Source organism: Acinetobacter sp. IK40 (assembly GCF_035615075.1).
Taxonomy (GTDB): Bacteria; Pseudomonadota; Gammaproteobacteria; order Pseudomonadales; family Moraxellaceae; genus Acinetobacter; species Acinetobacter courvalinii.
Genome location: NZ_JANBOE010000007.1, coordinates 34,390 through 58,182, shown reverse-complemented (window position 1 = coordinate 58,182; position 23,793 = coordinate 34,390). Strand labels below are relative to the sequence as shown.

Here is a 23,793-nt window from a genome sequence, read left to right as displayed (position 1 = left end):
CAGTTTTAGGGGATCGAGATATGGTCGCTCAAGTTCTTCGTCATGTTTTTTCAGATAAATTCAGTACCAAATATCAAGGGATTATTCAAAATCTGGCGAGTAAATCACCGATTCCGATTCGTCATTTTGATTTTAAGTTTAACCCTTCTGAACTTGATGAGCGGTTTTTCTTAAATAAAGAACTTGCAACATCTTACTTTCATGCCTTGTCTATTTTCTTGACCTTTGGTGAAGATGTGGTAATCGAAACAGCACGTCATCACCGTGATTTTATTGAAGATCCTGTCTTGAAACAAAGACTTACCTCACTGATTGGGCAAGAGGCGATTCATTCAAAAATCCATAATCAATTTAATGATGAAGTGCTGAAAGAAAATGGCTATCCGGTCGAATTGCTACGTGCCATTGCTGGCAAGGTTTTTGATTATGGCATCTATAAACTACCACAGTCTTTACAATTATCGTTGATGGCTGGTATTGAGCATTATACGGCTGTATTAGCTGAATTTATGATGCAGCATGAAGAGTATTTGCTAGGGTCACAAGATGAAAGACAACGGGCCATGTGGATGTGGCACATGCTGGAAGAGTCAGAGCATAAAGATATTGCCTATGATGTGTTCCTGGAATTGTCAGGTGATTACTGGCTACGGATCACAGGTTTCCTGTTGGCCAGCTTGACGATTTTAGGCGGTGTTTCACTGGGTGGTTATCTGATGCCATTTATACGTAAACCGAGCAATTTGGTTAATCCACGTTATATGAAAGATATTGTCGAAAGTACTGCACTGTTATTTGGTAGCGAACGTGGCGTATTCGGAAGTAGCTTTATGCATATTCTGGAATATCTGCGTCCAAGCTTTCATCCAAATGATCATGATACGACCGCGTATATGGAATACTACAAAGAGCGTCTCTTGAATCCTGAAACGGGTTTATTAAGTCCTTATTTCCTTAAAGAGTTTGTACCGCCTGTGCGTACAGCTTCTGCATAACCTGGTTCAAGTTCATACGAGATTGCTGGAAAAACAATGATGAAATTATTTGCAAAGAAAGCCAAGCCAAGCCAACAGGCATTTGCTGTGGTGACAGGCGCAGGAAGCGGGATTGGTCGTAGTTTTGCGCTCGAACTGGCGAAACGTGGCGGTACTGTGGTGTGTTCAGATATCAATTTAGATGCGGCCAAAGAAACGGTCGCGCTGATTGAAGCCATAGGCGCGAAAGCGTTTGCGGTAAAATGTGATGTTGGTAATGCCAAGCAAGTAGAAAAGCTGGCAGAGCAGGCCGAGCAGTTGATGCAACATCCCACCACACTGGTCATCAATAATGCTGGCGTGGGTTTAGGCGGCAAGTTTGATGAAACCTCACTGGAAGACTGGAAGTGGGTTTCTGATATTAACTTGTGGGGCGTAATTCATGGCTGCCATTATTTTGTGCCGAAGTTTAAACAGCTAGGACGTGGCGCGATTATTAATGTGGCATCTGCTGCATCGTATACCGCAGCACCAGAAATGACAGCCTATAACGTGACTAAAGCGGGGGTGCGTGCCTTATCGGAAACGCTTTCTGCCGAGCTTCGTAAACATAACATTAAAGTCAATGTGCTCTGTCCAACGCTAGTACCAACCAATATTATCAAGAATGGCAAAGTACCACATAAAGGCATTCTGGACTATGCATTGACCAATCTGGCGTTTACCACCAGTGACAAGGTTGCAAAGCTGACGCTGGACCGTCTGGATAAAAACGAGCTTTATACCATTCCACAAATCGATGCCAAGTTATTCTGGCTGATGAAACGTACTGCACCGAATTTATATGCAAAATTTTTAGGTACATCATACCGGTTTATGAAATAACCCTGATTAGGCAAAAGAACTGAATGAATGAAATGAAGAGAGAACCTGTGGGTAATCATTTATTTCAGCTACATGATACAAAGGACATTTTAAATGACAGCTCAAGCAAAAAAATTAAACTCAGCTGAAGGAAAGGCACTCCCACAACATATTTATGACACCTTTATTGTGGGTGCAGGTATTTCAGGGATTGCGACAGCCATTCGTCTGGATCAGGTGGGTTATACCAACTACAAGATCATTGAAAAAGCGACACGTGTCGGTGGAACCTGGCGTGAGAATACCTATCCGGGTTGCGGCTGTGATGTGCCATCGGCTCTATATTCCTATTCATTTGCGCCCAGTGCCAAATGGAGTCATTTATTTGCTCGCCAACCTGAAATTTTGAACTATTTAGAAGAAGTCAGTGAAAACTTTGGCGTAAAGCCGAAAATCGAGTTTGGTACGGAACTAGTGAATGCTGCATGGGACAAGGAACGTAATTTATGGGTGATGGACACCAATAAAGGCCAGTACCTGTCTAAAACTGTGGTTTTTGCCACAGGCCCGATTACCGAAGCACAAATTCCAAAACTCGAAGGACTGGAAACCTTCAAAGGTGAAATGTTCCATTCCGCCAAATGGAACCATGATTATGATTTGACTGGTAAACGTATTGCAGTAATTGGCACGGGTGCCTCCGCGATTCAGTTTGTACCGCAGATTCAACCTTTGGCGAAAGAGCTGTATGTTTACCAGCGTACAGCACCGTGGGTGGTACCAAAACCTGATACTGACTTGGGTGATGTCAGCAAAGCACTGATTGAAAAGTTTCCTCTGATCCAAAAAACCTGGCGTCAAACAGTCGCCCAGTCTCTGAATGCGATTAACTTTGGTTTACGTAATCCAGCGGTGTTAAAACCGGTAGGCGAATTGGCCAAACTGATTTTACGTTTCCAGATTGAAGATCCTGAACTCCGTAAAAATGTGACGCCGAACTTTACCATTGGCTGTAAACGTTTATTGTTCGCCAACAACTATTATCCTGCTTTACAGCAACCGAATACCAAACTGATTCCACATGGATTGGTGAAGGTCGAGGGCAATACCGTGGTTTCAGCAAATGGTGAACGTCATGAAGTGGATGTAATCATTTGGGGCACAGGCTTTGAAGTCTCGCACCCGCCAATTGGCAAACGTGTGACCAATGAAAAAGGCCAGATACTCAATGATCTCTGGAAAAGCAGTTCGCCAGAAGCTTATTTAGGTACCAGCATTGAAAATGTGCCGAATGCATTCTTGGTATTGGGGCCTAACGTACTGGTTTATGATTCATTTATCGGTCTGGCTGAAGCTCAGCTGGATTATATCGTTGATGGTCTACTTAAAATCAGAGACCAAGGCATTGCCAAACTGAACATTAAACCGGAAGTGATTAAACAGCATAATGAACTGGTACAGAAACATCTTAAAACCACCGTGTTTAATGCCGGTGGATGCAAGAGCTACTATTTAGATGCCAATGGTCGTAACTTTGCTGCGTGGCCGTGGTCTTTGAAAAAGTTGAAGCAACGTTTAAAACATATGGATCTCAATGATTATCAAGTGACCTATCAGACTGAAAAAACCAACTGAGTTTAGAGTAGTCATAAAAACAGCAGTAAATTTTATCTAAGGATGGAATTTGCTGCTTATTTTTTGCAAGATAGAAATAAAGATGGGGAAAAATAATGAAAGAAGGACAATCAAGCCGAACGGCAGAAGCCGCTGCCGCATTGCGTGCCAATCATTTTAACAATGCCGCAGAACCGGTGTTTGCTGATCCCTTTGCATTCGAACTGACCAGTCAAGGCTGGAAGACGTTGCTGAGTACGCCATTAACCGTCAAGCTGATGAATTCTTCGGTATTTAACCGCACCTTGGGTTTATTAACCGGGCAGGTGGTGGGACGCTCACGCTATGCAGAAGATCAGCTCTACGCCGCCATTGAACGGGGTGTAGCGCAATATGTACTGGTGGGTGCAGGTCTGGATTCATTTACCTTGAGACAGGCGCAGCGATTCCCACAGCTCAAGATTTATGAGGTGGATCATCCCGATACCCAGGCGATTAAACAAAAAAAATTACGCCAATGGGGAGAGCTTCCAGCGAATGTAGAGTTTGTTGCAATCGATTTTGAAAAAGAATCTATTGCAGAGGCTTTAGCACGTAGTTCCTTTCAGCAGGATCAGGCCGCTTTTTTCTCGTGGCTGGGTACAACCCATTATCTGGAACCAGAAACAACCTTAAAGACTTTGCACAGCATTGCACAGATTGCTGCGCAGGGAAGTGAAGTGGTTCTGGACTATTCGATTGATTATCGGGAGCTGAACGGGATAGAGCGTTTCGGAAGCTTATTTGTCTCCCAATTTACCCGATTTCTAAAAGAACCGTTAAAGGGGCAATTTAGACCTAAGATGCTGCATCAGGCTGTTGAGCACATGGGGTATAAGGTCATTGAGGATTTATCTGGTGATGGTTTAAGTGAGCGTTATTTTCATGCTCGACCAGATCATATCCGGCATACTATTGCAACGCATATGCTGCATTTATGCTTAGCTCAGGCATGAGTATTCAGCGGCATGCATAAAAAAGCCCTTAAAGACCTAGAGGTATTTAAGGGCTGATGCAGATACTATGAATTAGCGGCGTTTATTATAAACCGCCATTGCTGCCGGTAAGTTCTTACGCATGTCGCCAATACGTTGAGTGTTTGACGGGTGAGTAGACAGGAATGATCCACCACCAGCGCCATCAAGACGGTTCATTTTTTCCCATAAGCTGATGGCTGCATTCGGGTTATAACCTGCTTTTGCCATTAACATTAAACCGCCGTAATCGGCACGACTTTCCAGATTACGTGAATAAGGCAGACCGATACCAACCTGGCTGCCTAGATCGATCGCAGCGCTACCTAGATCGCCAATGCTGCTACCTGCATATGATTTACCAATACCAATTGCAAGGTTAGTTAAAGCCTGTGCACCGATTTTGCTTTTTGCATGCTCTTCTAGGGCATGGGTCATTTCATGGCCCATTACCGCCGCAATTTCATCATTGGTCAGGTTAAGTTTGTTGACAATACCGGTATAGAACACCACTTTACCGCCAGGCGCGACATAAGCGTTGACCGTGTCAGATTTTAATACCGCAAGCTGCCAGTCAAAACGTTGACCAGTCTGGTTCATCTGATCCGCATAAGGCTTTAAGCGGTTAAACACGGTATTAATACGTTGATAAGTACTTGAGCTGCTATCCAACTGATTTTTAGCACGTGCTTCCTGCGTCATTTTTGAGAAACTTTGTGCTGATTGCGCATTTAATGTCGCGCTGTCCGCACCCGCCATATCTGCGAACGAAGCACAGCCAGAAATGGTCATCACAGTTACAGCACATAGGCTTAAAGCTAATTTCTTCATACTTATTCTCTCCAAATCAGTATCTTATGAATATAGTCATGATCACGGTGGATTATAAAAAATGTTTACAGCAGTTAACATTCTGAATAGCTCTATAATCATTGTAATTATGTAATCGGCATTGCTTATAATTTATATTTAAGCAAATAAAAGCCAGTGGCATTGCACTGGCTTTAAAATAGATCAATTTAGTTGAGCATTAAATTAATCTTCGTCATCATACTCATCTTCAGGGAAGGCATTTTCTTCTAAAGAAGCATCAAAGATTAAGATAGCCTTACCATCAGTTTGAATCATGCCCTGATCTTCAAGTGTCTTGAGGACACGGCCAACCATTTCACGAGAACAACCGACAATACGACCAATCTCTTGACGGGTAATACGAATCTGACGGCCATTCGGTAAAATCATTGCCTCTGGTTGAGCAGATAAGTCAATCAAACAACGCGCAATACGACCAGACACATCAATAAATGCCAGATCGGTTACTTTACGTGTGGTATTTTTAAGACGGCGAACCAGTTGAGCAAACACAGCATAGCTTAAATCTGGATATTGCTTGCTTAACTCGTGGAAATTGTCGTAAGTGATTTCTGCGATTTCGCAGACATCGCGTGTACGTACTTCTGCGGTACGCTGAGGGTTCTTTTCAAAAAGCCCCATTTCGCCAAAGAAGTCGCCCGGGTTTAGATAGGCAACTACGATTTCTCGTTCGTCATCTTCACGTAAGATAATTGACACTGAACCTTTTAATATTAAATACAGTGATTTTGATTCCGTTCCAGCGTCAACAATCGTGGTGCGTTTAGGATATCTATTAATATGAGCACGTTTTAGCAGCGCTTTAACTGATTCAGGGAGTTGACCTGGTGATAAAGCATCAGTGCTAAGTTGTGAAAAATTTGAAGTCATGCTTAAAATTTCCGAATTTGGATAAAACCGATCGCACAGACCCTTGGAAGAGCCTTTTCTACACAGAAGAGATGAAATTCCTTATCAACTCATTTTATGTTAGTGTACAAGAACAGAGTAAATTTATAACGTTTTTCGGGTAGTTGCAATGCAAACAAGTGTACATTGGTTAGAGAATGTTGCTTTTGAAGCAAAATCAGAAAGTGGCCACAGTGTGGTGATGGATGGTTCTGCCGAATATGGCGGTGAAAACCGTGGTCCACGTCCTATGGAATTGATTTTAATGGGACTTGGTGGGTGTGCTTCGTTTGATATTGTGACCATTTTAAAGAAATCTCGTCAAGATGTGACCGATGTCGTATGTCAGCTTAAAGCGGAAAGAGCGGATAGCATTCCAGCGGTGTTTACCAAAATTCATTTGCACTTTATCGTTACCGGTAAAGCGGTAAAATCTAAACAGGTAGAAAAAGCAGTCGAATTGTCTGCCGAGAAATATTGTTCAGCCAGTAAAATGCTGTCTGATGGTGGCGTAGAAATTACCCACGACTTCGAAATTATTGAAGCGGCTTAAGGCTTAAACTATTAAGTTTTGCTAAAAAATGATCGGTTTTGCACCGATCATTTTTTATTTGTTGCACTGTTTATTTTAAAAATAATTGTGGATCTACCCGAGCATTGTTCAGGCTCATTCCCCAATGTAAATGTGGACCTGTGACTCGTCCTGTCTTACCGACCAGTCCGAGTACTTCGCCTTGCTGGATGTGTTGACCTTTTTCTACATTAATTTTGCTGAGATGGCAGAACATACTGATCAGTCCTTGCCCATGATCAATCAGTACGGTATTGCCATTAAAAAAATAGTTGCCTGTCCCGACAACCACTCCCTCTGCAGGCGCAACGACTTTTTGTCCCACTGGCGCGGGAATATCGAGGCCAGAATGCGGAGCACGTTCTTCACCATTGAAAAAGCGTTTTCTGCCAAAAGAGTTGCTAAATTTACCGGCGGTAGGGCGGATGAAAGCAGGAAAGCTGTGCCAGCTACTCGGCGTAAATGAATTATAAATATCATTTTGCTCTTTTGCTTCACGTGCATAGCGATCAAGCTGGTCCTGATTCGGATTGACATAGTCCTGATTCTTGACGTTTAAACGCTGCTCAGCATAACGGTATGGCGTTACTTCGATCTGAATCGGCGTGGTATTGGTAGTTAAGCTCAAACTGCCTAATGGCGCAAAAAGTGGAATACCAAACACGGCATATCGCTGTGTGCCTTCCTGAGTAATGACTACGGGCTTTTGCTCATAAAAGACCTGAGTGGTATTTGCGCTTAAGGGAATGACTGCAATCCCACCAGCACGACGTGAATCTTGTGGAAGTTGGGCAAATGCCGAATGAAGAGGCAGCAGGCAAGCTGCACCCAATAAAATTTTTTTTAAGTACATGAGCGTCATTTTGAATCAACTAAAGGGTTAAGCTAAATCGTTCAGTGAAAAATCACAATCATAATTGTGTTTAGAACGGAACAGACAGAAAAATTATACAAAATATACTTGAAATAGATTATTTATATACCCATATTATTACTGAGTTTTATTCATTTTGTGTTTTATAAAATATTGAAAAATATATAATTTTCTATTTGAAATTTAAAAAAGTGTTCCCATCTAAGTGATAAGTTAGAAATTTGTTGTGAGGAATAACAAGAATGCGTTTTGAAAAATTTACAAACCGATTACAGCAAGCACTCTCAGATGCACAATCATTGGCAATGGGTAAAGACCATACCTCGATTGCAGGTATTCATATTCTTGCTACTTTATTGGAAGAACCTGCCAATTTGAGTTTGTTGCAACAAGCGGGCGCGCGTTTACCAGAGTTAAAGCAAAAGCTGGAACAAGCCGTGCAAAATGCACCAACCTTGGCAAATCCTACCGGTGATATCAATCTCAATCCTGAAGCGGTAAAGGCGCTGAATTTAGCTGACCGTTATGCACAGAAAGCAGGCGATGAATTTTTATCAACCGACTGGGTATTACTTGGTCTGGCAGAAACCGGTGAAACCAAAACCATTTTAAATAGTGTAGGGGTTACACCTGAAAGTTTACGTAAAGTAATTGAAAATATTCGAGGAAATGACAAAGTCATGAGCAATAATCATGAAGATCAACGTGACTCACTGAATAAATATACCATTGATTTAACCGAGCGTGCCTTGGCGGGCAAGCTGGATCCTGTGATTGGTCGTGATGACGAGATTCGCCGTACCATTCAGGTATTATCACGCCGTACCAAAAATAACCCTGTGTTGATTGGTGAGCCAGGGGTCGGTAAAACCGCGATTGTAGAAGGTCTGGCGCAACGTATTGTCAATGGTGAAGTTCCAGAGAGCTTAAAAAACAAGCGTGTGCTTTCACTTGACTTGGGTTCATTACTTGCGGGTGCAAAATATCGTGGCGAATTTGAGGAGCGTTTAAAAGCAGTCCTCAAAGACCTTGCCAAGCACGAAGGTGAGATCATCCTGTTTATCGACGAGTTGCATACGCTGGTTGGCGCAGGTAAAGGTGATGGCGCGATGGATGCGGGTAATATGTTAAAACCTGCTTTGGCACGTGGTGAATTGCGTTGTGTGGGTGCGACCACTTTAGATGAGTATCGTCAATATATCGAGAAAGATGCTGCGCTTGAGCGTCGTTTCCAGAAAGTGTTGGTGGATGAACCGAGTGTCGAAGATACCATTGCGATTTTGCGTGGTCTTAAAGAAAAATATGCAACCCATCACGGCGTGCAGATTCTGGACTCAGCCATTATCGCTGCGGCGAAGATGTCGCATCGTTATATCACGGATCGCCAGTTACCCGATAAGGCGATTGACCTGATTGATGAGGCTGCGTCGCGCATCAAAATGGAAATCGATTCCAAGCCAGAAGCGCTGGACAAACTTGATCGCCGCTTAATCCAGTTGAAAATGCAATTGGAAGCAGTGAAAAAAGATGAAGACGCGGGCAGTAAAGCCGAAGTGAATCATCTTGAGCAGCAGATTGCGGAAAAGCAAAAAGAGTACAATGATCTGGAAGAGATCTGGAAAGCTGAAAAAACACTGGTAGAAGGTGATAAGAAGGCACAGGTTGAACTTGATCAGGCACGTAGCGCTTTGGAAAAGGCCAAACGTGAAGGTGATCTGGCTGAAGCAGCACGCTTGCAATATGGTGTCATTCCAGAGTTGCAAAAACGTCTGGAACAAGCTGAAGTTGCTGAGGAAAATGAAGAGCCGAAGCTGATTCGTACCAAGGTCACTGAAAATGAAATTGCTGAAGTCGTGAGTGCGGCAACAGGCATTCCTGTGGCGAAAATGCTACAAGGTGAACGTGAAAAACTTCTCAATATGGAAGCGTTTTTGCATAACCGTGTGGTTGGGCAGGATGAAGCTGTGGTCGCGGTTTCCAATGCGGTACGTCGTTCACGTGCAGGCTTATCCGATCCGAATCGTCCAAGTGGCTCATTCCTGTTCCTTGGTCCGACAGGGGTAGGTAAAACCGAGTTAACCAAAGCATTGGCTAACTTCCTGTTTGACAGCGATGACGCCATGATTCGTATTGATATGTCCGAATTTATGGAAAAACATTCCGTGAGCCGTTTGGTCGGTGCACCTCCAGGCTATGTCGGTTATGAGGAAGGCGGTGTCTTAACTGAAGCTGTGCGTCGTAAGCCATATAGTGTGGTGTTATTCGATGAAGTGGAAAAAGCGCATCCGGATGTCTTCAATATCTTGTTGCAAGTCCTGGATGATGGACGCCTAACCGATTCTCAAGGTCGTGTGGTTGACTTTAAGAATACGGTGATTGTAATGACCTCGAATCTGGGTTCGCAAGATGTACGTGAACTTGGAGAAGGTGCAACCGATGATGAAGTACGGGCCGTGGTGATGAGTGCGGTTACGCAACATTTCCGCCCAGAGTTTATCAACCGTATTGATGAGCTGGTCATCTTCCATTCGCTGCAAAAAGCACAGATTCGTGGTATTGCAGATATTCAGTTAGATCGTTTACGTACACGTTTGAGTGAACGTGATATGGGCTTAACGGTGGATGATACTGCTTTTGATTTATTGATTGATGCTGGTTTCGATCCTGTCTATGGTGCACGTCCATTGAAACGGGCGATTCAGCAACAGGTGGAAAACAGCCTGGCTCAGAAAATCCTGTCTGGTGAGTTCCAGCCTGGCGATAATATCCTGATCAAAGGTGACAGTGGTCATCTGGTGTTTGATAAGTTAAAACTGAGCTAAACCTAGCTGAGAGTATGACCCAAAGATGGTGATGAAAATCACCATCTTTTTTTGTATTGGTGCATCTGGTCAGATTTTTACAGGAATATTACCAATGACATTGCCACTGCTATAAAAACTTGATAGCTTCAAAATAAATAAGAACAAGATTCAGGATGAATTAAAATGCAAAAAAATAGACATCATTACACGCATCTAGGTGTAGTTTTGTTGATGACGATCTTCTCTTCCATGGTGAATGCCGCACAGCCTTTAAGTGAAGGAACGTTGGCTTTACAAACAGGCGTGCTGAATAACGCATTACCCAGCATTATCATTAAAGCGCAAAACGATGCTCTTAAACCCGAAGAAGAACGCTGGCGTTCGCAACGTACTCTTAGTGATCAATATTTAAGTGAAATCCGTGTCAGTACCATTTTAAATGGCGTGTTATCACCACACGAAGAACAGAAAAAAGTCATGGCTGTTGATCCTAGAGATAAGAGAACAGCCACAATTAAACCACATGAACAGCCACCTGATCGCTACATGATTTATGAGTTTGAATCAGGCAATGTTCACGTAACTTATAATGATGACGTTAAAGCAGAACTCGTAGTTAAATAGCTGGATGTTGAATTTTCCAGGCACGATGGATTTTCTGATTGCGTTTAAAATCCAGACCAATGGTTTCAGAAGTGATTTCTTCGACCTGATACATGGCCTCAATCTCTTCATCTAGCTCAAAACCACGATAGTTATTTGAGAAGTAAAGCGTACCGTCACTGGTTAGGCGGTTCATGGCACGTTTAAGCAATGAAACATGGTCACGCTGTACGTCAAAGGTACCATAGAATTTCTTCGAGTTAGAGAAGGTTGGTGGATCAATGAAGATCAGATCATATTGCTCATGACCTTCTTTAAGCCATTCAAAGCAGTCGCTGGCGAAGAACATATGTTGTTCATCGGCATGATCTACGGTTAAACCATTCAGAACAAAGTTCTCTTTTGACCAGCTTAAATAAGTATTAGATAAATCGACACTGGTGGTACTGGCTGCGCCACCTAAAGCAGCATGTAAGCTGGCCGTAGACGTGTAGCTATACAGATTCAGGAAATGCTTGCCGCGTGCTTCTTTGGCAATACGCAAACGCATCTGGCGGTGATCCAGGAATAAACCCGTATCCAGATAATCGGTCAGATTCACTAGAATACGCGCATTGCCTTCCTGAACGATAAAGCGTTTAGAGGCCGTACTCTGTTTGGTGTACTGATTTGTTCCGGCTTGGCGAGCACGGGTTTTAATAAAGATGGCATCACGATTGAGTCCTGTGACCGCTCGGATTGCAGCAAGACCAAGGTTAAAACGTTTTTTGGCTTTCTCTGGGTCAATTTTCTTTGGTGGTGCATATTCTTGTACATGCAATTTGTCACCATACAAATCAACGGCAATATTAAAGTCTGGTAAATCAGCATCATATAAACGTAAGCAATAGATATTTTCTTTCACTGCCCACTTTTTCAAAGTTTGCATATTCTTTTGCAAACGGTTGGTAAAGTCTTCGGCACCTTCAATCGGTTCAAATTGTTGTGGTTGCCAATTGGCAAGGAAGGGCTGGGTTACAGTCGCAGGTTTGACTGTACCAAAACGGGTATAGATCGGTAATTTACCGTTCATCAAACGCAAGGTTTGTGGGTCGTTAAATGCCAGTACGTCTGCCTGTTCAATTTGAGCGGCGATGATCGCTGCGTGCTGATTTGGGAAGTTTTTTTGCAGTAAGGCTGATAAACCGAGATATAAAGAACGATTCGATGCTTTGTCACCTAAACGTTCACCATACGGAGGGTTGGTGACGATGAAGGCTTTTTTACCTTCGGCATGGAAATCATCCCAGTCGGCCAAAGTACGTTCTTCAATCTGGATCTGATCCAGTAATTTTTCAAAACCGGCAGCGATAATGTTTTGGCGTGTCGCTTTAACTGCTTCCCAGTCGGCATCATAAGCATAGAATTGGGGTAAGGGTTGCTGTAAGGCTTTTTCATGACGCTCGGCGGCTTCGGCTTTGAGGGTCATCCATAATTCATGGTCATGTCCATGCCAGCCATTAAAACCAAAACGGCGAACCAGACCAGGTGCACGATCCGTCAGAATCAAAAGTGATTCAATAATAAAGGTACCTGAACCACACATTGGATCGAGGATAATATCGGGTTGATATTGTGCCAGTTGTGCTTTCTGTAAAATTGCCGCAGCCAGATTTTCTTTAATTGGGGCATCGGTCATAAAACGGCGATAGCCACGTTTATGTAAAGAATCACCAGATAAGTCCAGACAATAGGTATGTTCGGTCTTACCCGCCAATACATAGAGTGTGATTTCCGGTTGCTTGATATCAATACTTGGACGTTTGCCCACAGCTTCCATAAAGGAGTCGACTACACCATCTTTAACACGGAGTGTCGCAAACTGGGTATTGACCTTAATTTCACGTTCAACATGCAAACGAATGGCAAAAGTACTTTGTGGTGCGAAAATCAAAGACCAGTCAAAGCTGATCGCACCTTCATAGAGTTCTTCAGCAACATCACGTGCGTCATGGGTATGTTCAAGTTCATGGGTATGAATCGGTAACAGTACGCGAGAGGCAAGACGCGACCACATACAAATGCGATATGCATTTTCGAGTGTGCCTTTAAAAACCAAACGTCCAGCGAAGCGTTGAATGTTCTGAATCCCTAAATCTTCGAGTTCTTGTTGTAATAAGGTTTCAAGTCCATCCGCACAGGTCACCCAATAGTTTGTCAGACGTTGTGTAGAATTCATGCACATTTCCAAAAAAGCAGTTCAGCAATCGGCTATTTTAACTGATTTTTGTTTGTTCTGTCGGTGCATATTTGTGTGATTGTTAGCTTTATCAGCAATTCATCCTACTTTTTTGACGAAAAGTTGTCGGCCTCAACTTTTTTAATGTCAGTTGATGTCGTGCTGAGAATTGACTTGTTAAAAAGTTGGTACATGTTTTGCTTTCTAAATCAGCACTACATCAGTGAGCAATTTTACTTAAAGCTGATGAAAATTAAGAATTTTAATTTTAGGCTGTGGGGATGTTATGAAAGAAAGCATGAACAATGAAGTACTGGTCAATGCCGAAGCTTTTACGATTGCAACTCAAATGTATGTCCGCTTAAGACGTGTTTGTGGGCGTGTCATCGATGTGATGTATCTGGTCAATAATCAGGAGTATGCCAAACATGTACTGGATATTGCTCTCGATACGCAAGATCCAGAGTTGCAGCGCTTTGTGGCACGCCTGAGTCCATTGATTGCGTTATATCCTGAAGCTTGTTCTTCACCTGTACTGGAGCATAAATTAAATGTTGAAAAAAATATGGTTTCAGATTCCTACTCAATGGAAGTGACCGAGGAAGAAATTTATCAGGCTCAGGTGCATCATCACTATATTGGTGCATTACGCTAAGTTGTAAGTCATTTAAAGTAGAGAAAATAAAAAGGATGTAAGGGGAAGTACATCCTTTTTTACTTAAGTGCTGAAAACTTCAACGACGCAGCAAAACTAAAGTCTGTATAATGCCTTAACTTAACGTGTTAGGAATCTCTTATGCACTTGGCGGCATTGCATACTTTGAGTCAGATCCAGCTCAACCAACAAGGAAATCTAAAACACTTTTTAACAATTGAGGGTCTTTCTAAAGAAACCTTGACCAAGATTTTAGATACAGCGCAAAGCTTTTTAGATGAAAATAATAATTTGATCAACCGTCCGTTACTTGAAGGACTGACGGTCATGAATCTGTTCTTTGAAAACTCCACCCGTACCCGTACCACCTTTGAAGCGGCAGCAAAACGTCTGTCTGCCAATGTCTTGAATATCGATATTGCGCGTTCAAGTACATCAAAAGGTGAAACGCTACGCGATACCTTGTGGAATCTGGAAGCCATGGCGGCAGATATTTTCGTGGTACGTCACTCCTCATCAGGGGCAGCACATTTTATTGCCAAAGATGTCTGTCCAAAGGTCGCGATTATCAATGCGGGGGATGGTCGCCATGCGCATCCAACTCAGGCCATGCTGGATATGCTGACCATTCGCCGTGAAACCAAGAAACCCTTTGAAGAGCTGACAGTTGCCATTATTGGTGACATCAAGCATTCACGTGTGGCACGTTCGAATGTCGCTGCATTGCAAACATTGGGTTGTAAAGATATCCGTGTGATTGCACCCAATACCTTATTGCCCGTCGGCTTTAATGAATATGGTGAGCATGTTCGCCTGTTTAATAAAATGGATGAAGGTGTGAAAGATTGTGATGTGATTATTGCCTTACGTATTCAAAATGAACGGATCGACTCACCAGCCTTATCATCACAGGCTGAATTCTACAAAATGTACGGCTTAAACAAAGAGCGTCTGGCACTGGCGAAGCCGGATTGTATCGTGATGCATCCTGGACCAATGAACCGTGGTGTGGAAATTGACTCGAGCGTGGCAGATGGCGATCAGTCGGTGATTTTAAAACAGGTCACCAACGGTATTGCCGTTCGTATGGCAGTACTGGCACTTGCGATGCAAGGGCAGTTACAAGAACAAGGTTTAATTGAAGCGATTGCACTGTAAGGGATAGATCACATGAGTATTGTAAAAATTGAAAATGTCCGTGTGCTCGATCCGATCCAACAGACTGATCAGGTGCAAACGGTTTATATTAAAAATGGTAAGCGCATTGATGCCGTTGACCAGGTTGATGAAACACTCAATGGTCAAGGCAAATGGTTGATGCCGACCATGGTAGATTTGTGTGCACGTTTACGTGAGCCAGGCCAGCAACAGCATGGCACCTTGAAATCGGAAGGAAAGGCTGCACGTGCCAACGGTATTTTGCATGTCATCACACCGCCAGACTCAAAACCGATTGTGCAGGACAATGGTGCCCTGATTCATGGCCTGATTGAAAAAGCGCAACTGGACGGCGGCATCTACTTGCATATCATTGGCGCACAAACCCAAGGTTTAAATGGCAAGCAACCTGCCAATATGGCCAGTTTGAAGAAGGGTGGTTGTACCGCAGTTTCAAATGCCAATGCGGCATTTGAAAATGATGATGTGGTGATCCGTACCCTTGAATATGCTGCTGGCTTGGGTTTAACCGTAGTGTTCTATGCCGAAGAACCACAAATTGCCAAAGACGGTTGTGCACATGAAGGTTTTATCGCTTCTCGCCAAGGTTTACCGATGATTCCTGCGATTGCAGAAACCGTTGCGATTGCCAAATATCTTCTGATGATTGAAGCAACTGGGGTAAGAGCACACTTTGGTTTGTTGTCTTGCGGTGCATCGGTGGATTTAATCCGTGCAGCAAAGGCCAAAGGCTTACCGGTAACCGCAGATGTGGCTATGCATCAATTGCATCTTACCGAGCAATTGACTGACGGCTTTAACGCGCTTGCACATGTGCGCCCGCCATTACGTTCGGAACAGGATAAGCAATTATTACGTCAAGGTGTAAAAGAAGGTGTCATTGATGCCATCTGTACCCATCATGAACCTTTGAGCAGCTCAGCGAAAATGGCACCGTTTGCAGAAACCCAACCGGGGATTACGGCATTCGATACCTATGTCGCTCTAGGCGTACAACTGATTCAGGAAGGACTGTTCGAGCCGTTGGAATGGGTCGCAAAAGTAACCTCGACGCCAGCACAAGTTGCCAATATGACAGAACGCTGGATGCAGGAAGCAGGCTGGGTATTGGTTGACCCGGAACTGCAATGGACGGTGTCTAAAGAGACCATCCTTTCACAAGGCAAGAATACTCCACTTATCGGTCAGCAATTGACCGGCAAGGTTGTGAAGACCTTCGCATAACAAATTAAGTCTTTTTTATATCAAGCGGAACAGGAGCTAAGTCTTGTTCCGCTTTGTAAACTGTGATGTAGATATTGTATTTAAATTTTATAGAATTGATGAAAAACAAGAAAAACAGCTTAAAGTGATGATATAAATGAGAGATGTCTTACATAAAATTATAAAAAAGAGAAATAATCCATTCTAATAATTGGAGCTTAAACAATGTCTATACATCCGATGGAGTTGCTTAAACAAAAAGTTTCATCTGTGATTGTGAATGATCAAACCAGTCTTGTGAATGAAAAAAATGATGTTTTATCAAGATTTTACCCTGTCTTATTATATCGTTTTCTGGAAAAGCCGGAACTGGTCGATAAATTAAGAGAGAAATTAACCCCTTCAATTTTAGACCTGCTGGAAGACAATGAACGGGTCAAAAATGCATTGCTGTTAAGACTGGCGGCCGGAAAAGTTTCTGTGGCTGAGGTTGAAATTACCTTAAATCGGGCAATTCCTAAAAGTTTGGCCGTTCTTTCCAATGAAGTGGGTAATGATGCGATCAGGATCATTTATTATTTAAGAGATCATAAGGCCTCTATTTATTCTTTATTACCGTGCTGGACCACTGAAGTCTTGTCGCAATTAAATGAAAGTGCTCTACAAGAGCAAGTGCTCGATGTCATTCCTGCAATTCCGAGTGTTCCCGATGCGAAAAAAACCAACAAGGTTTTTCCGTTTCTTACGCTGCTTTTTGGTTTTTCCCTGATCTTTTTATACCATCTCAGTAAATGAGGTCGGATGCGATTAATATCAGATTTTATATTATTTTGATTTTTAAAGTAAAAATAAAGAAATTAAGTAGTTGTAGATGTGCTTGGTGATACCAACGCGAGGGCCTGAACTGTTAAATAAACATGCAGATTTCATATTTTTATTTGTAAATTGTGATGTAAGTATTGTATTTAAATGATATCAAAACGAATAAAAAAAATACAAAAGATTAGAATGAAAAAGCAGCAGTCCACTTGAGCTTAATTTTTTAGCATTTCTTGAGTGTTCTGAATATTATAAATTTAATGTGTTGGAGTGAATAACAATGTCAATAAACCCAATGGAACTGTTAAAGCAGAAAGTGACTTCGTTGATCGTAAATGATCAAGACGGTCTGGCAAATGAAAAAAGTGCTCTTTTATCCAGGTTTTATCCCATTTTACTTTCTATCTTGGCGGCAAGGCCTGAACTTATTCAGAAATTAAAAGATTCGATTTCACCGTCATTATCAGATTTATTAGGCCATAATGAACAAGTCAAGAACGCACTTCTGACCAATTTAAGTAACGGGCAACTTTCCAGTGCCGAAACAGAGCAGACGTTAAATCAGGCGATTCCAAAAAGTCTGGCGGCTTTAACCAATGAAGCGGGAAATGATACACAAAGTATTGTGAATTATTTAAAACAGCATATGGATTCGATCCGCGCTCTGTTACCCGCATGGGCGGTCGGTCTGTTAGCACCTCTGGGTCTGGTCTCCAGCGCCTCTGCATCAACATCAAATTTCGCCCAAGGCTCGGCAGCACCAGCGACCAAATCACGTGCCTGGTTGCCGATTGTAGCTATTATCATTCTCGGTTTACTGGTGGCCTGGTTGTGGAAGTCATGCCAGCATAAACAAACCACTGCTCCGGTAAATGATGAGGCGAATTCGGCTTCACAAGTGGCTACAGATGCGGCACCAGCAAGCTTATCCTTAACCACAGATGCTTCAGGTAACTTGGCGCAATGTCAGGTGGGCGTAGGTGATCAAGGGTTTTTGGCAACCATACAGGCCAAAGTGAAAGAAGTATTTTCTGCAAATCAGCAATGTAGCGTTGATACAACAACCAAGCATGCTGGAACATTTATGGATCAGGCGGGCCTTGCTGGTGTTTTAGGTCTGCTTAAAGGTGTACCGAATGTTTCTCTGGACTGGATTGGTGACAAGATCACCCTGAAAGGTGGAGATGCGAATCAACTGAACGATCTACTTGGGAAAATTAAAGGGCTTGTACCTAATACCGAAGTGGTGGTTGAAGCACCTATGACTGCGGCAGACTCTGTGAGCCATAGTTTAAATGCCGCACAGGATGCTTTGGCAAATATTGATGCCAGTCAGGTGGATATTAATGATGTGATCAAGGCTTTAAATTTACAGATTATCAATTTTGCAACTGCATCAAACCAGATTCCAGATGAAAATAAAGCCATTCTGGATAAAGCTGCAGCTTTAATGAAAAATACCAAAGATGCAAAATTAACGGTAGCGGGCTATACCGACTCAACCGGTAATGCCAATAGCAATAAAACCCTATCGCAAAAACGTGCTCAAGCTGTGGTGGATTATTTGGTCAGTCAGGGTGTCGCTGCTGATCAGCTTACAGCGGTAGGTCATGGCGCAGATAATCCGGTAGCTGATAATACCACTGAAGAAGGGCGTTTTAAAAACCGCCGTATTGAGTTCTCAGTTACGCCATAAAATCAGCGTTAAAACATAATATGAAGGAGCTATTCAGTCGATAGCTCCTTTAATTTTATCTAATAAATGAATTAAAAACCCGATCACTTAATTTATTTAAATCAAATATAAGAAAAGACTCGAATAAGTCGAGTTAAATTGAGTAGAATACGCCCGAAAAAAACAAGATAACAGGGTAATTAATATGAATAAGTTTTTTATATTCACCTCTTTAACCGCAGCAGTTTTATTGACAGGATGCGATAAATTCAAACCTAAAGATAAAGTTGAAAATGTTGAAGCCGCAGTGTCCGAATGGAGTTGTACCAATCAGGATAACCTGAATAATATTCAGGCTGCATTAAAAAAGGCATATTTAAAGCAGATTGATCGTAGCTTGCGTGAAAGTGAATATCAGGCAGATTATGATGTGCTGGATAAGATTAACAAAGGTCTGAAATTTGAAATCAAAAATGTGCGTACTTTAGATAATACGGACACTGAGCAAGCTTCAAAAACATTATTAGATTGTGATAGTCAGCTGGTGATTTCATTCCCTAAAGGCTTACAGAAACGTGCTGAAAATGCTTATCTGGAAGAGCAGAAATATCAAAGAGATGGCGAGGATGAAGGACAGTCAACCTATACCTTGGGTGATTATTTCTCAGATAGCGACTATCCATTAAAGCTTGAAGATGACCAGTTGCGTGGTGACTTTACTTATAACCTGACCAAGACGGATAAAGACGGTGTGGTATTGAATATTCCGGATCAAAATGCCGTGATTGATGGGGTGGTGTTTATGGCAACCAAAGCAGTCCATTACATGGCCTATCTCAAAGAAAACCGCCTGATTGAACAGAATAGCGAAAAGGCGCAGCAGGAGTATGATGCAAATTCATCCGCTCAAATGGAGCTGGCGCAAAAAGCAATGGATATCCGTAAAAAAGAGCTAGATGCGGAAAAGAGCAAGCAGGTTGAGCGTTTAAACCAGACCTGGGACAAGTTCAGTGCCGAGCAGAAGACACAATTGCAGCAGGACCAGTCAGACTGGTTTGAGAAACGCGATGTGGATTGTAAAGTACTCTCACAGAAAAGTGTCTATGATACGCCTGAGAAAGACCGTGAAACCTATCAGAAGCAGGCGGGTTACTGGAACGACGCGATGCATAAGCAAGATCAGGACATGCAATATACCAAATGCTTTATTCAGCGCACGATTGAACGCGTTGTTTACTTAAATAATGTCAATTAAGTGAACAAGCAGAAAAGGACGAATTGATTCGTCCTTTTTTTATTGGCATGCTTAAGCAAATCACGTGTTTAGATAAAGTTTATGAAAATTACATTGATCGGTGCAGGTCGTGTTGCCACACATTTAGCTAAAGTCTTACAGTTACAGAACCAGATTGTTCAGATCTTTAGTCGAGACTTACAGCGTGCCCAGACCCTGGCTAATCTTGTTAGTGCTCAGGCAATTGATGATGTGAGGCAGCTTGATCCGCAAACAGACTTGGTGATTATTGCGGTCAGTGATCAGGCAATTTCCAGTGTAATTGAGTCGATTACACCTTATCTACCAGACAACCTGATTGTGCATACCTCGGGCAGTACCAGTGTGTCGGTTCTGCAAAATAGTCATCATCGGGCAGGTGTGTTTTATCCCTTGCAAACTTTTAGTTTTGACAGGGACGTAAACTGGGCAGAAACGCCGGTGTTTGTTGAAGCTGTTGAGCCACAGGATTTAACCTCTTTGACGGAATTAGCAAACAGTTTAAGCCATCGTGTCTATCAATATAGCTCTACTCAACGTCAAACTTTACACTTGGCAGCAGTATTTGCTTGCAATTTCAGTAATTACTGTTATGACATGGCAAAGCAGATTGTCGATGCCGAGCAGGTGGATTTTAGCTTACTCCATCCACTGATTTTAGAGACTGCAAACAAAGCTACGACTAATGATCCCAAGGATATGCAGACTGGCCCCGCAATGCGAGGAGACCACAATATATTAAATATGCATCAGCAGTTATTGGGAGATTCTAATCGTTCTGACTTGCAGAATATCTATACTTTAATGAGTGAAGCGATATTAAAACGGCATCAATAGCACCTTTTAACAATAAGTATACAAAATAGACAAATCAGTCTGTTTTGTATAATATTAATAAAATTTTATTTTATATTTTATAAAAAGATGTTGGCTAATATATTTCAAGCTTTAGAGAGTCTCGGCCTTACAGCACCAAAACGTGCCATTCATATTCAGTTTTCGAATCAAAATTTAAATACCCAAGTTTTCCTGCAACGCATTGATGGCCAGCATGCGCTGAATGCCGGTTTTAAGGCTGAGCTGATCTGTTTGTCGACCAATGCAACCATTCCCCTGAAACAGTTCATCGGCAGCCAGGCCGCCATTGATACCGTCACCGATCAGGGACAACTCAGCCGTGTCACGGGCATTATCACCCAAGCCTTGCAAGGCCAGTCGGACGGTAGTTTAACCCTCTATAAACTCACTTTAGAAGACCCAACCGCACTGTGGAAACAACGCCGTAACAGCCGCGTGTTTATGAATAAAAGCGTACGCGATGTAGTGGAAGTCGTCTTTAAAGAATGGCAACAAAAAAGCCCCTTATTTGCCTCCAGCCTAACGCTGGACCTCAGTGGACTCAGTCAGGACTACGATGTCCGCCCATTCATAATGCCGTCCAATGAGAGCGACTATGACTTTCTTACCCGTTAACTGCGTAGTGAAGGCATCAACTGGCTGGTGGATGAAGCAGAACGAATCGTTCCACAAAGTAGTGCTGCGATTCAGCCGCAAAAACTGCGTCTGATTGATGACAATAGTCAGTATCAGGCCCTGGAACGTCGCCAGATCCGTTATCACCGCAGCAGTGCCACCGAACAATACGATAGCATGACCAGTCTGGTCGGACAACGCTCATTACAACCGAGCAGCGTACATGTGCAACGCTGGCAAGCTGATGCACTGGAACAGGAAGACGGTGCAGGCAGTGTACAAAGCACCCATAAACACAGTGAACAATATGACAATGCCAGTCTGGGGCTGGAACAGGTCTGGCATTTTTCACCTGCCTGGATGCAAGACCTGAATGGTGAAGATGGTGCAACCCAGTCCGGCAATGCCCAGATAGAAAAGCTCAATCAGAACCTCGGACAATACTACGATCTGCAATCCAAACAGTTCGTGGCGAAGACCACCGTCCGTGACACCCATGTCGGTTACTGGTTTGAACTGGCCGAACACCCTGAAATCGATCAACACGATGGCAATGATAAAGAATTCCTGATCACAGGCAAAAACTTTTATAACCAGAACAACTTGCCTAAAGATTTGCACCAGCAGATTCATCAGCTATTGGCCCAAAGTAATTGGCAGCCAAGCCAACAAAGCAATACAGAAGAACGCCAAGCCAATCAGCTGACGCTGCAACGACGTAGCATCAAAACCGTTCCTGAATTTAACCCATTACAACACCGTCCAGCCGCTTCACCGCAACGGGCCAAAGTAGTTGGCCCAAGCGGCGAAGAAATTCACGTGGATGAATGGGGCCGTATCAAAGTCCGTTTCCTGTTTACCCGTAATGAAGATCATAGCCATGATGGCGGTGCAGGTGCCAATGACAACGATACCGATTCAGCCTGGGTCGATGTGCTGACCCCGTGGGCTGGAGAAGGCTATGGCGCACGCTTCCTGCCGCGTATCGATGAAATCGTAGTCATCGACTTCTTTGATGGCAACATTGACCGTCCATTTGTAGTGGGACGTATCCACGAAGCCCATCGTAGTCCAAGCAAATTCGACAATGCAGGCAAGCTACCAGACACCAAAAAACTGGCAGGGATCAAATCGAAAGAATATCAGGGCGAAGGCTTTAACCAGTTACGCTTTGATGACACCACTGGACAGATTAGCGCACAACTGCAGAGCAGTCATGCTGCTAGTCAACTTAACTTAGGTAAACTGAGCCACCCGAAAGATAAAGCGGAAAGTGAAGATCGGGGCGAAGGTTTTGAACTGCGTACCGATCAATGGGGAGCCGTACGAGCTGGAGAAGGTTTACTCGTTTCCACGCATAAACAGGATCAAGCCCAAGGCGAACATCTGGATGCACAGCCTGCCAAGCAGCAGCTAGAAGGTAACCAAAGCAATGCCAAAGCCTTAAGTGAAGTGGCCAAGAACCAGCAGACCGATGAGATTGAATCAGTTGATCAACTGAAAGCGTTTGCTGATGAAATTGAAGCGGATATTGCCAAGTTTAACAAGGCGATGCTGCTATTGAGTTCGCCAGCAGGCATTGGCCTGAGCGCCAATGAAGATATTCATTTATCTGCGGACGGGCAGATCAACCAGTTTGCAGGCGATAGTATCAACTTAAGCACGCAGAAGAATTTGGTGGCACACATCAGTGGAAAAGCCAGTCTGTTTGCCGTACAGAATGGAATTAAACAAGTTGCTGCCAAAGGTAAGTTTGAAGTTCAGGCACAATCGGAGGGAATGGATTTACTGGCCAAGCAAGGTATTCAGATTATTTCAACCGAAGACCGCATTGAGATTACCAGTCCGAAAGAAATCGTGATTACCGCTGGTGGTTCCCAGATCAAGTTGGATGGTTCGGGTATATTTCCAACCACAGGCGGCAAGTTTGAGGTCAAGGCGGGACAGCATTTGTTTATGGGTGGAGCGAAGGTTGAGGCCCCAGAAAGGAAATTTAATAGCTCTCCATGTTATTTGACTTTTGAGATTGTGGATTTAGAAGGTAAACCTGCGAAAAATGTAGAATATATTGCATTTAGAGCAGACGGAAGTCAGCAAACTGGTCGCACAAATGCGGCAGGCCAAACTCAAAGATTCACAACAGAGAGTTCAGAGAAGATTTCGATTCATATTAATGATGAAAATGCTTCTAAATATAAGCTGGTAACAAAGGGTTAGAAA

18 protein-coding genes and 1 pseudogene are annotated in these 23,793 nt (G+C 43.1%); 15 read left to right on the top strand and 4 right to left on the bottom strand.

All coding sequences use genetic code 11. The annotated features are described in order from the left end of the window. The first annotated feature begins 20 nt into the window (after positions 1 to 20). The 4 genes from MSG93_RS13180 (at position 21) to MSG93_RS13165 (ending at position 4,447) form a co-directional block, all read left to right on the top strand. Positions 21 to 995 (top strand): metal-dependent hydrolase, encoded by a 975-nt coding sequence (locus tag MSG93_RS13180; protein WP_032867144.1) that lies wholly within the window; start codon positions 21 to 23, stop codon positions 993 to 995. A 39-nt stretch (positions 996 to 1,034) separates the two neighbouring features. Then, on the top strand, positions 1,035 to 1,859 hold the full coding sequence (locus tag MSG93_RS13175; RefSeq protein WP_324622287.1) for an SDR family NAD(P)-dependent oxidoreductase: 825 nt from the start codon (positions 1,035 to 1,037) through the stop codon (positions 1,857 to 1,859). 93 nt (positions 1,860 to 1,952) lie between these two features. Then, entirely contained in the window at positions 1,953 to 3,473 is a 1,521-nt protein-coding gene (locus tag MSG93_RS13170) for an NAD(P)/FAD-dependent oxidoreductase (protein WP_324622133.1), read from the top strand. A 95-nt stretch (positions 3,474 to 3,568) separates the two neighbouring features. Beyond that, positions 3,569 to 4,447 (top strand): class I SAM-dependent methyltransferase, encoded by an 879-nt coding sequence (locus MSG93_RS13165; protein WP_324622132.1) that lies wholly within the window; start codon positions 3,569 to 3,571, stop codon positions 4,445 to 4,447. A gap of 72 nt (positions 4,448 to 4,519) precedes the next feature. Here MSG93_RS13165 and MSG93_RS13160 read toward each other — a convergent pair whose 3' ends face one another. Then, positions 4,520 to 5,296: a M48 family metallopeptidase gene (locus MSG93_RS13160; RefSeq protein WP_005231035.1), complete on the bottom strand. Its 777-nt coding sequence runs from the start codon at positions 5,294 to 5,296 to the stop codon at positions 4,520 to 4,522. Positions 5,297 to 5,500: 204 nt separating this feature from the next. After that, on the bottom strand, positions 5,501 to 6,208 hold the full coding sequence (crp, locus tag MSG93_RS13155; protein ID WP_004772727.1) for a cAMP-activated global transcriptional regulator CRP: 708 nt from the start codon (positions 6,206 to 6,208) through the stop codon (positions 5,501 to 5,503). Positions 6,209 to 6,356: 148 nt separating this feature from the next. Between crp and MSG93_RS13150 the strand changes: the two genes are divergently transcribed. After that, positions 6,357 to 6,779, top strand: a complete 423-nt coding sequence (locus MSG93_RS13150) for an OsmC family protein (protein ID WP_005231034.1) — start codon at positions 6,357 to 6,359, stop codon at positions 6,777 to 6,779. A gap of 70 nt (positions 6,780 to 6,849) precedes the next feature. On the opposite strand, the gene MSG93_RS13145 is transcribed toward MSG93_RS13150, so the two are convergent. Further along, the gene (locus MSG93_RS13145) at positions 6,850 to 7,650 is read right to left on the bottom strand and encodes a peptidoglycan DD-metalloendopeptidase family protein (RefSeq protein ID WP_324622131.1); all 801 of its coding nucleotides are present in this window, start codon (positions 7,648 to 7,650) and stop codon (positions 6,850 to 6,852) included. 263 nt (positions 7,651 to 7,913) lie between these two features. Between MSG93_RS13145 and clpB the strand changes: the two genes are divergently transcribed. Together clpB and MSG93_RS13135 are read left to right on the top strand one after the other, a co-directional pair. Beyond that, entirely contained in the window at positions 7,914 to 10,493 is a 2,580-nt protein-coding gene (clpB, locus tag MSG93_RS13140) for an ATP-dependent chaperone ClpB (protein ID WP_032867154.1), read from the top strand. 165 nt (positions 10,494 to 10,658) lie between these two features. Next, positions 10,659 to 11,099, top strand: coding sequence for a hypothetical protein (locus MSG93_RS13135; RefSeq protein WP_324622130.1), 441 nt, complete (start codon positions 10,659 to 10,661; stop codon positions 11,097 to 11,099). Here MSG93_RS13135 and rlmKL read toward each other — a convergent pair. Continuing rightward, positions 11,092 to 13,296 carry a bifunctional 23S rRNA (guanine(2069)-N(7))-methyltransferase RlmK/23S rRNA (guanine(2445)-N(2))-methyltransferase RlmL gene (gene rlmKL, locus MSG93_RS13130; protein WP_324622129.1) on the bottom strand — a complete coding sequence of 735 codons (2,205 nt, stop codon included), beginning with the start codon at positions 13,294 to 13,296 and terminating at the stop codon, positions 11,092 to 11,094. The genes MSG93_RS13135 and rlmKL overlap by 8 nt on opposite strands. Positions 13,297 to 13,582: 286 nt before the next feature. Here rlmKL and MSG93_RS13125 point away from each other — a divergent pair, with 286 nt between their 5' ends. The 8 genes and pseudogenes from MSG93_RS13125 to MSG93_RS13090 all read left to right on the top strand — a co-directional run bounded on the left by MSG93_RS13125 (position 13,583) and on the right by MSG93_RS13090 (position 23,790). Then, positions 13,583 to 13,951, top strand: coding sequence for a hypothetical protein (locus tag MSG93_RS13125; protein WP_324622128.1), 369 nt, complete (start codon positions 13,583 to 13,585; stop codon positions 13,949 to 13,951). A 141-nt stretch (positions 13,952 to 14,092) separates the two neighbouring features. Then, the gene (locus MSG93_RS13120) at positions 14,093 to 15,109 is read left to right on the top strand and encodes an aspartate carbamoyltransferase catalytic subunit (RefSeq protein WP_005286615.1); all 1,017 of its coding nucleotides are present in this window, start codon (positions 14,093 to 14,095) and stop codon (positions 15,107 to 15,109) included. A 12-nt stretch (positions 15,110 to 15,121) separates the two neighbouring features. Further along, complete coding sequence (locus MSG93_RS13115) at positions 15,122 to 16,354, top strand: dihydroorotase (RefSeq protein WP_324622127.1); 1,233 nt, start codon at positions 15,122 to 15,124, stop codon at positions 16,352 to 16,354. 204 nt (positions 16,355 to 16,558) lie between these two features. Next, positions 16,559 to 17,128, top strand: coding sequence for a hypothetical protein (locus MSG93_RS13110; protein WP_324622126.1), 570 nt, complete (start codon positions 16,559 to 16,561; stop codon positions 17,126 to 17,128). 304 nt (positions 17,129 to 17,432) lie between these two features. Next, on the top strand, positions 17,433 to 18,848 hold the full coding sequence (locus MSG93_RS13105) for an OmpA family protein (RefSeq protein ID WP_005286601.1): 1,416 nt from the start codon (positions 17,433 to 17,435) through the stop codon (positions 18,846 to 18,848). A gap of 184 nt (positions 18,849 to 19,032) precedes the next feature. After that, the gene (locus MSG93_RS13100; RefSeq protein ID WP_324622125.1) at positions 19,033 to 20,082 is read left to right on the top strand and encodes a DUF1311 domain-containing protein; all 1,050 of its coding nucleotides are present in this window, start codon (positions 19,033 to 19,035) and stop codon (positions 20,080 to 20,082) included. Positions 20,083 to 20,163: 81 nt separating this feature from the next. Continuing rightward, complete coding sequence (locus tag MSG93_RS13095; protein WP_324622124.1) at positions 20,164 to 20,937, top strand: Rossmann-like and DUF2520 domain-containing protein; 774 nt, start codon at positions 20,164 to 20,166, stop codon at positions 20,935 to 20,937. An 87-nt stretch (positions 20,938 to 21,024) separates the two neighbouring features. Beyond that, positions 21,025 to 23,790: pseudogene (locus tag MSG93_RS13090) on the top strand (type VI secretion system Vgr family protein). Positions 23,791 to 23,793: the final 3 nt, after the last annotated feature.

What these genes read in the sequence shown, in the direction of transcription:
- MSG93_RS13180 (WP_032867144.1), top strand. Translation starts at nt 21, where the DNA reads ATGGTCGCTCAAGTTCTTCGTCATGTTTTTTCAGATAAATTCAGTACC.
- MSG93_RS13175 (WP_324622287.1), top strand. Translation starts at nt 1,035, where the DNA reads ATGAAATTATTTGCAAAGAAAGCCAAGCCAAGCCAACAGGCATTTGCT.
- MSG93_RS13170 (WP_324622133.1), top strand. Translation starts at nt 1,953, where the DNA reads ATGACAGCTCAAGCAAAAAAATTAAACTCAGCTGAAGGAAAGGCACTC.
- MSG93_RS13165 (WP_324622132.1), top strand. Translation starts at nt 3,569, where the DNA reads ATGAAAGAAGGACAATCAAGCCGAACGGCAGAAGCCGCTGCCGCATTG.
- MSG93_RS13160 (WP_005231035.1), bottom strand. Translation starts at nt 5,296, where the DNA reads ATGAAGAAATTAGCTTTAAGCCTATGTGCTGTAACTGTGATGACCATT.
- crp (WP_004772727.1), bottom strand. Translation starts at nt 6,208, where the DNA reads ATGACTTCAAATTTTTCACAACTTAGCACTGATGCTTTATCACCAGGT.
- MSG93_RS13150 (WP_005231034.1), top strand. Translation starts at nt 6,357, where the DNA reads ATGCAAACAAGTGTACATTGGTTAGAGAATGTTGCTTTTGAAGCAAAA.
- MSG93_RS13145 (WP_324622131.1), bottom strand. Translation starts at nt 7,650, where the DNA reads ATGTACTTAAAAAAAATTTTATTGGGTGCAGCTTGCCTGCTGCCTCTT.
- clpB (WP_032867154.1), top strand. Translation starts at nt 7,914, where the DNA reads ATGCGTTTTGAAAAATTTACAAACCGATTACAGCAAGCACTCTCAGAT.
- MSG93_RS13135 (WP_324622130.1), top strand. Translation starts at nt 10,659, where the DNA reads ATGCAAAAAAATAGACATCATTACACGCATCTAGGTGTAGTTTTGTTG.
- rlmKL (WP_324622129.1), bottom strand. Translation starts at nt 13,296, where the DNA reads ATGAATTCTACACAACGTCTGACAAACTATTGGGTGACCTGTGCGGAT.
- MSG93_RS13125 (WP_324622128.1), top strand. Translation starts at nt 13,583, where the DNA reads ATGAAAGAAAGCATGAACAATGAAGTACTGGTCAATGCCGAAGCTTTT.
- MSG93_RS13120 (WP_005286615.1), top strand. Translation starts at nt 14,093, where the DNA reads ATGCACTTGGCGGCATTGCATACTTTGAGTCAGATCCAGCTCAACCAA.
- MSG93_RS13115 (WP_324622127.1), top strand. Translation starts at nt 15,122, where the DNA reads ATGAGTATTGTAAAAATTGAAAATGTCCGTGTGCTCGATCCGATCCAA.
- MSG93_RS13110 (WP_324622126.1), top strand. Translation starts at nt 16,559, where the DNA reads ATGTCTATACATCCGATGGAGTTGCTTAAACAAAAAGTTTCATCTGTG.
- MSG93_RS13105 (WP_005286601.1), top strand. Translation starts at nt 17,433, where the DNA reads ATGTCAATAAACCCAATGGAACTGTTAAAGCAGAAAGTGACTTCGTTG.
- MSG93_RS13100 (WP_324622125.1), top strand. Translation starts at nt 19,033, where the DNA reads ATGAATAAGTTTTTTATATTCACCTCTTTAACCGCAGCAGTTTTATTG.
- MSG93_RS13095 (WP_324622124.1), top strand. Translation starts at nt 20,164, where the DNA reads ATGAAAATTACATTGATCGGTGCAGGTCGTGTTGCCACACATTTAGCT.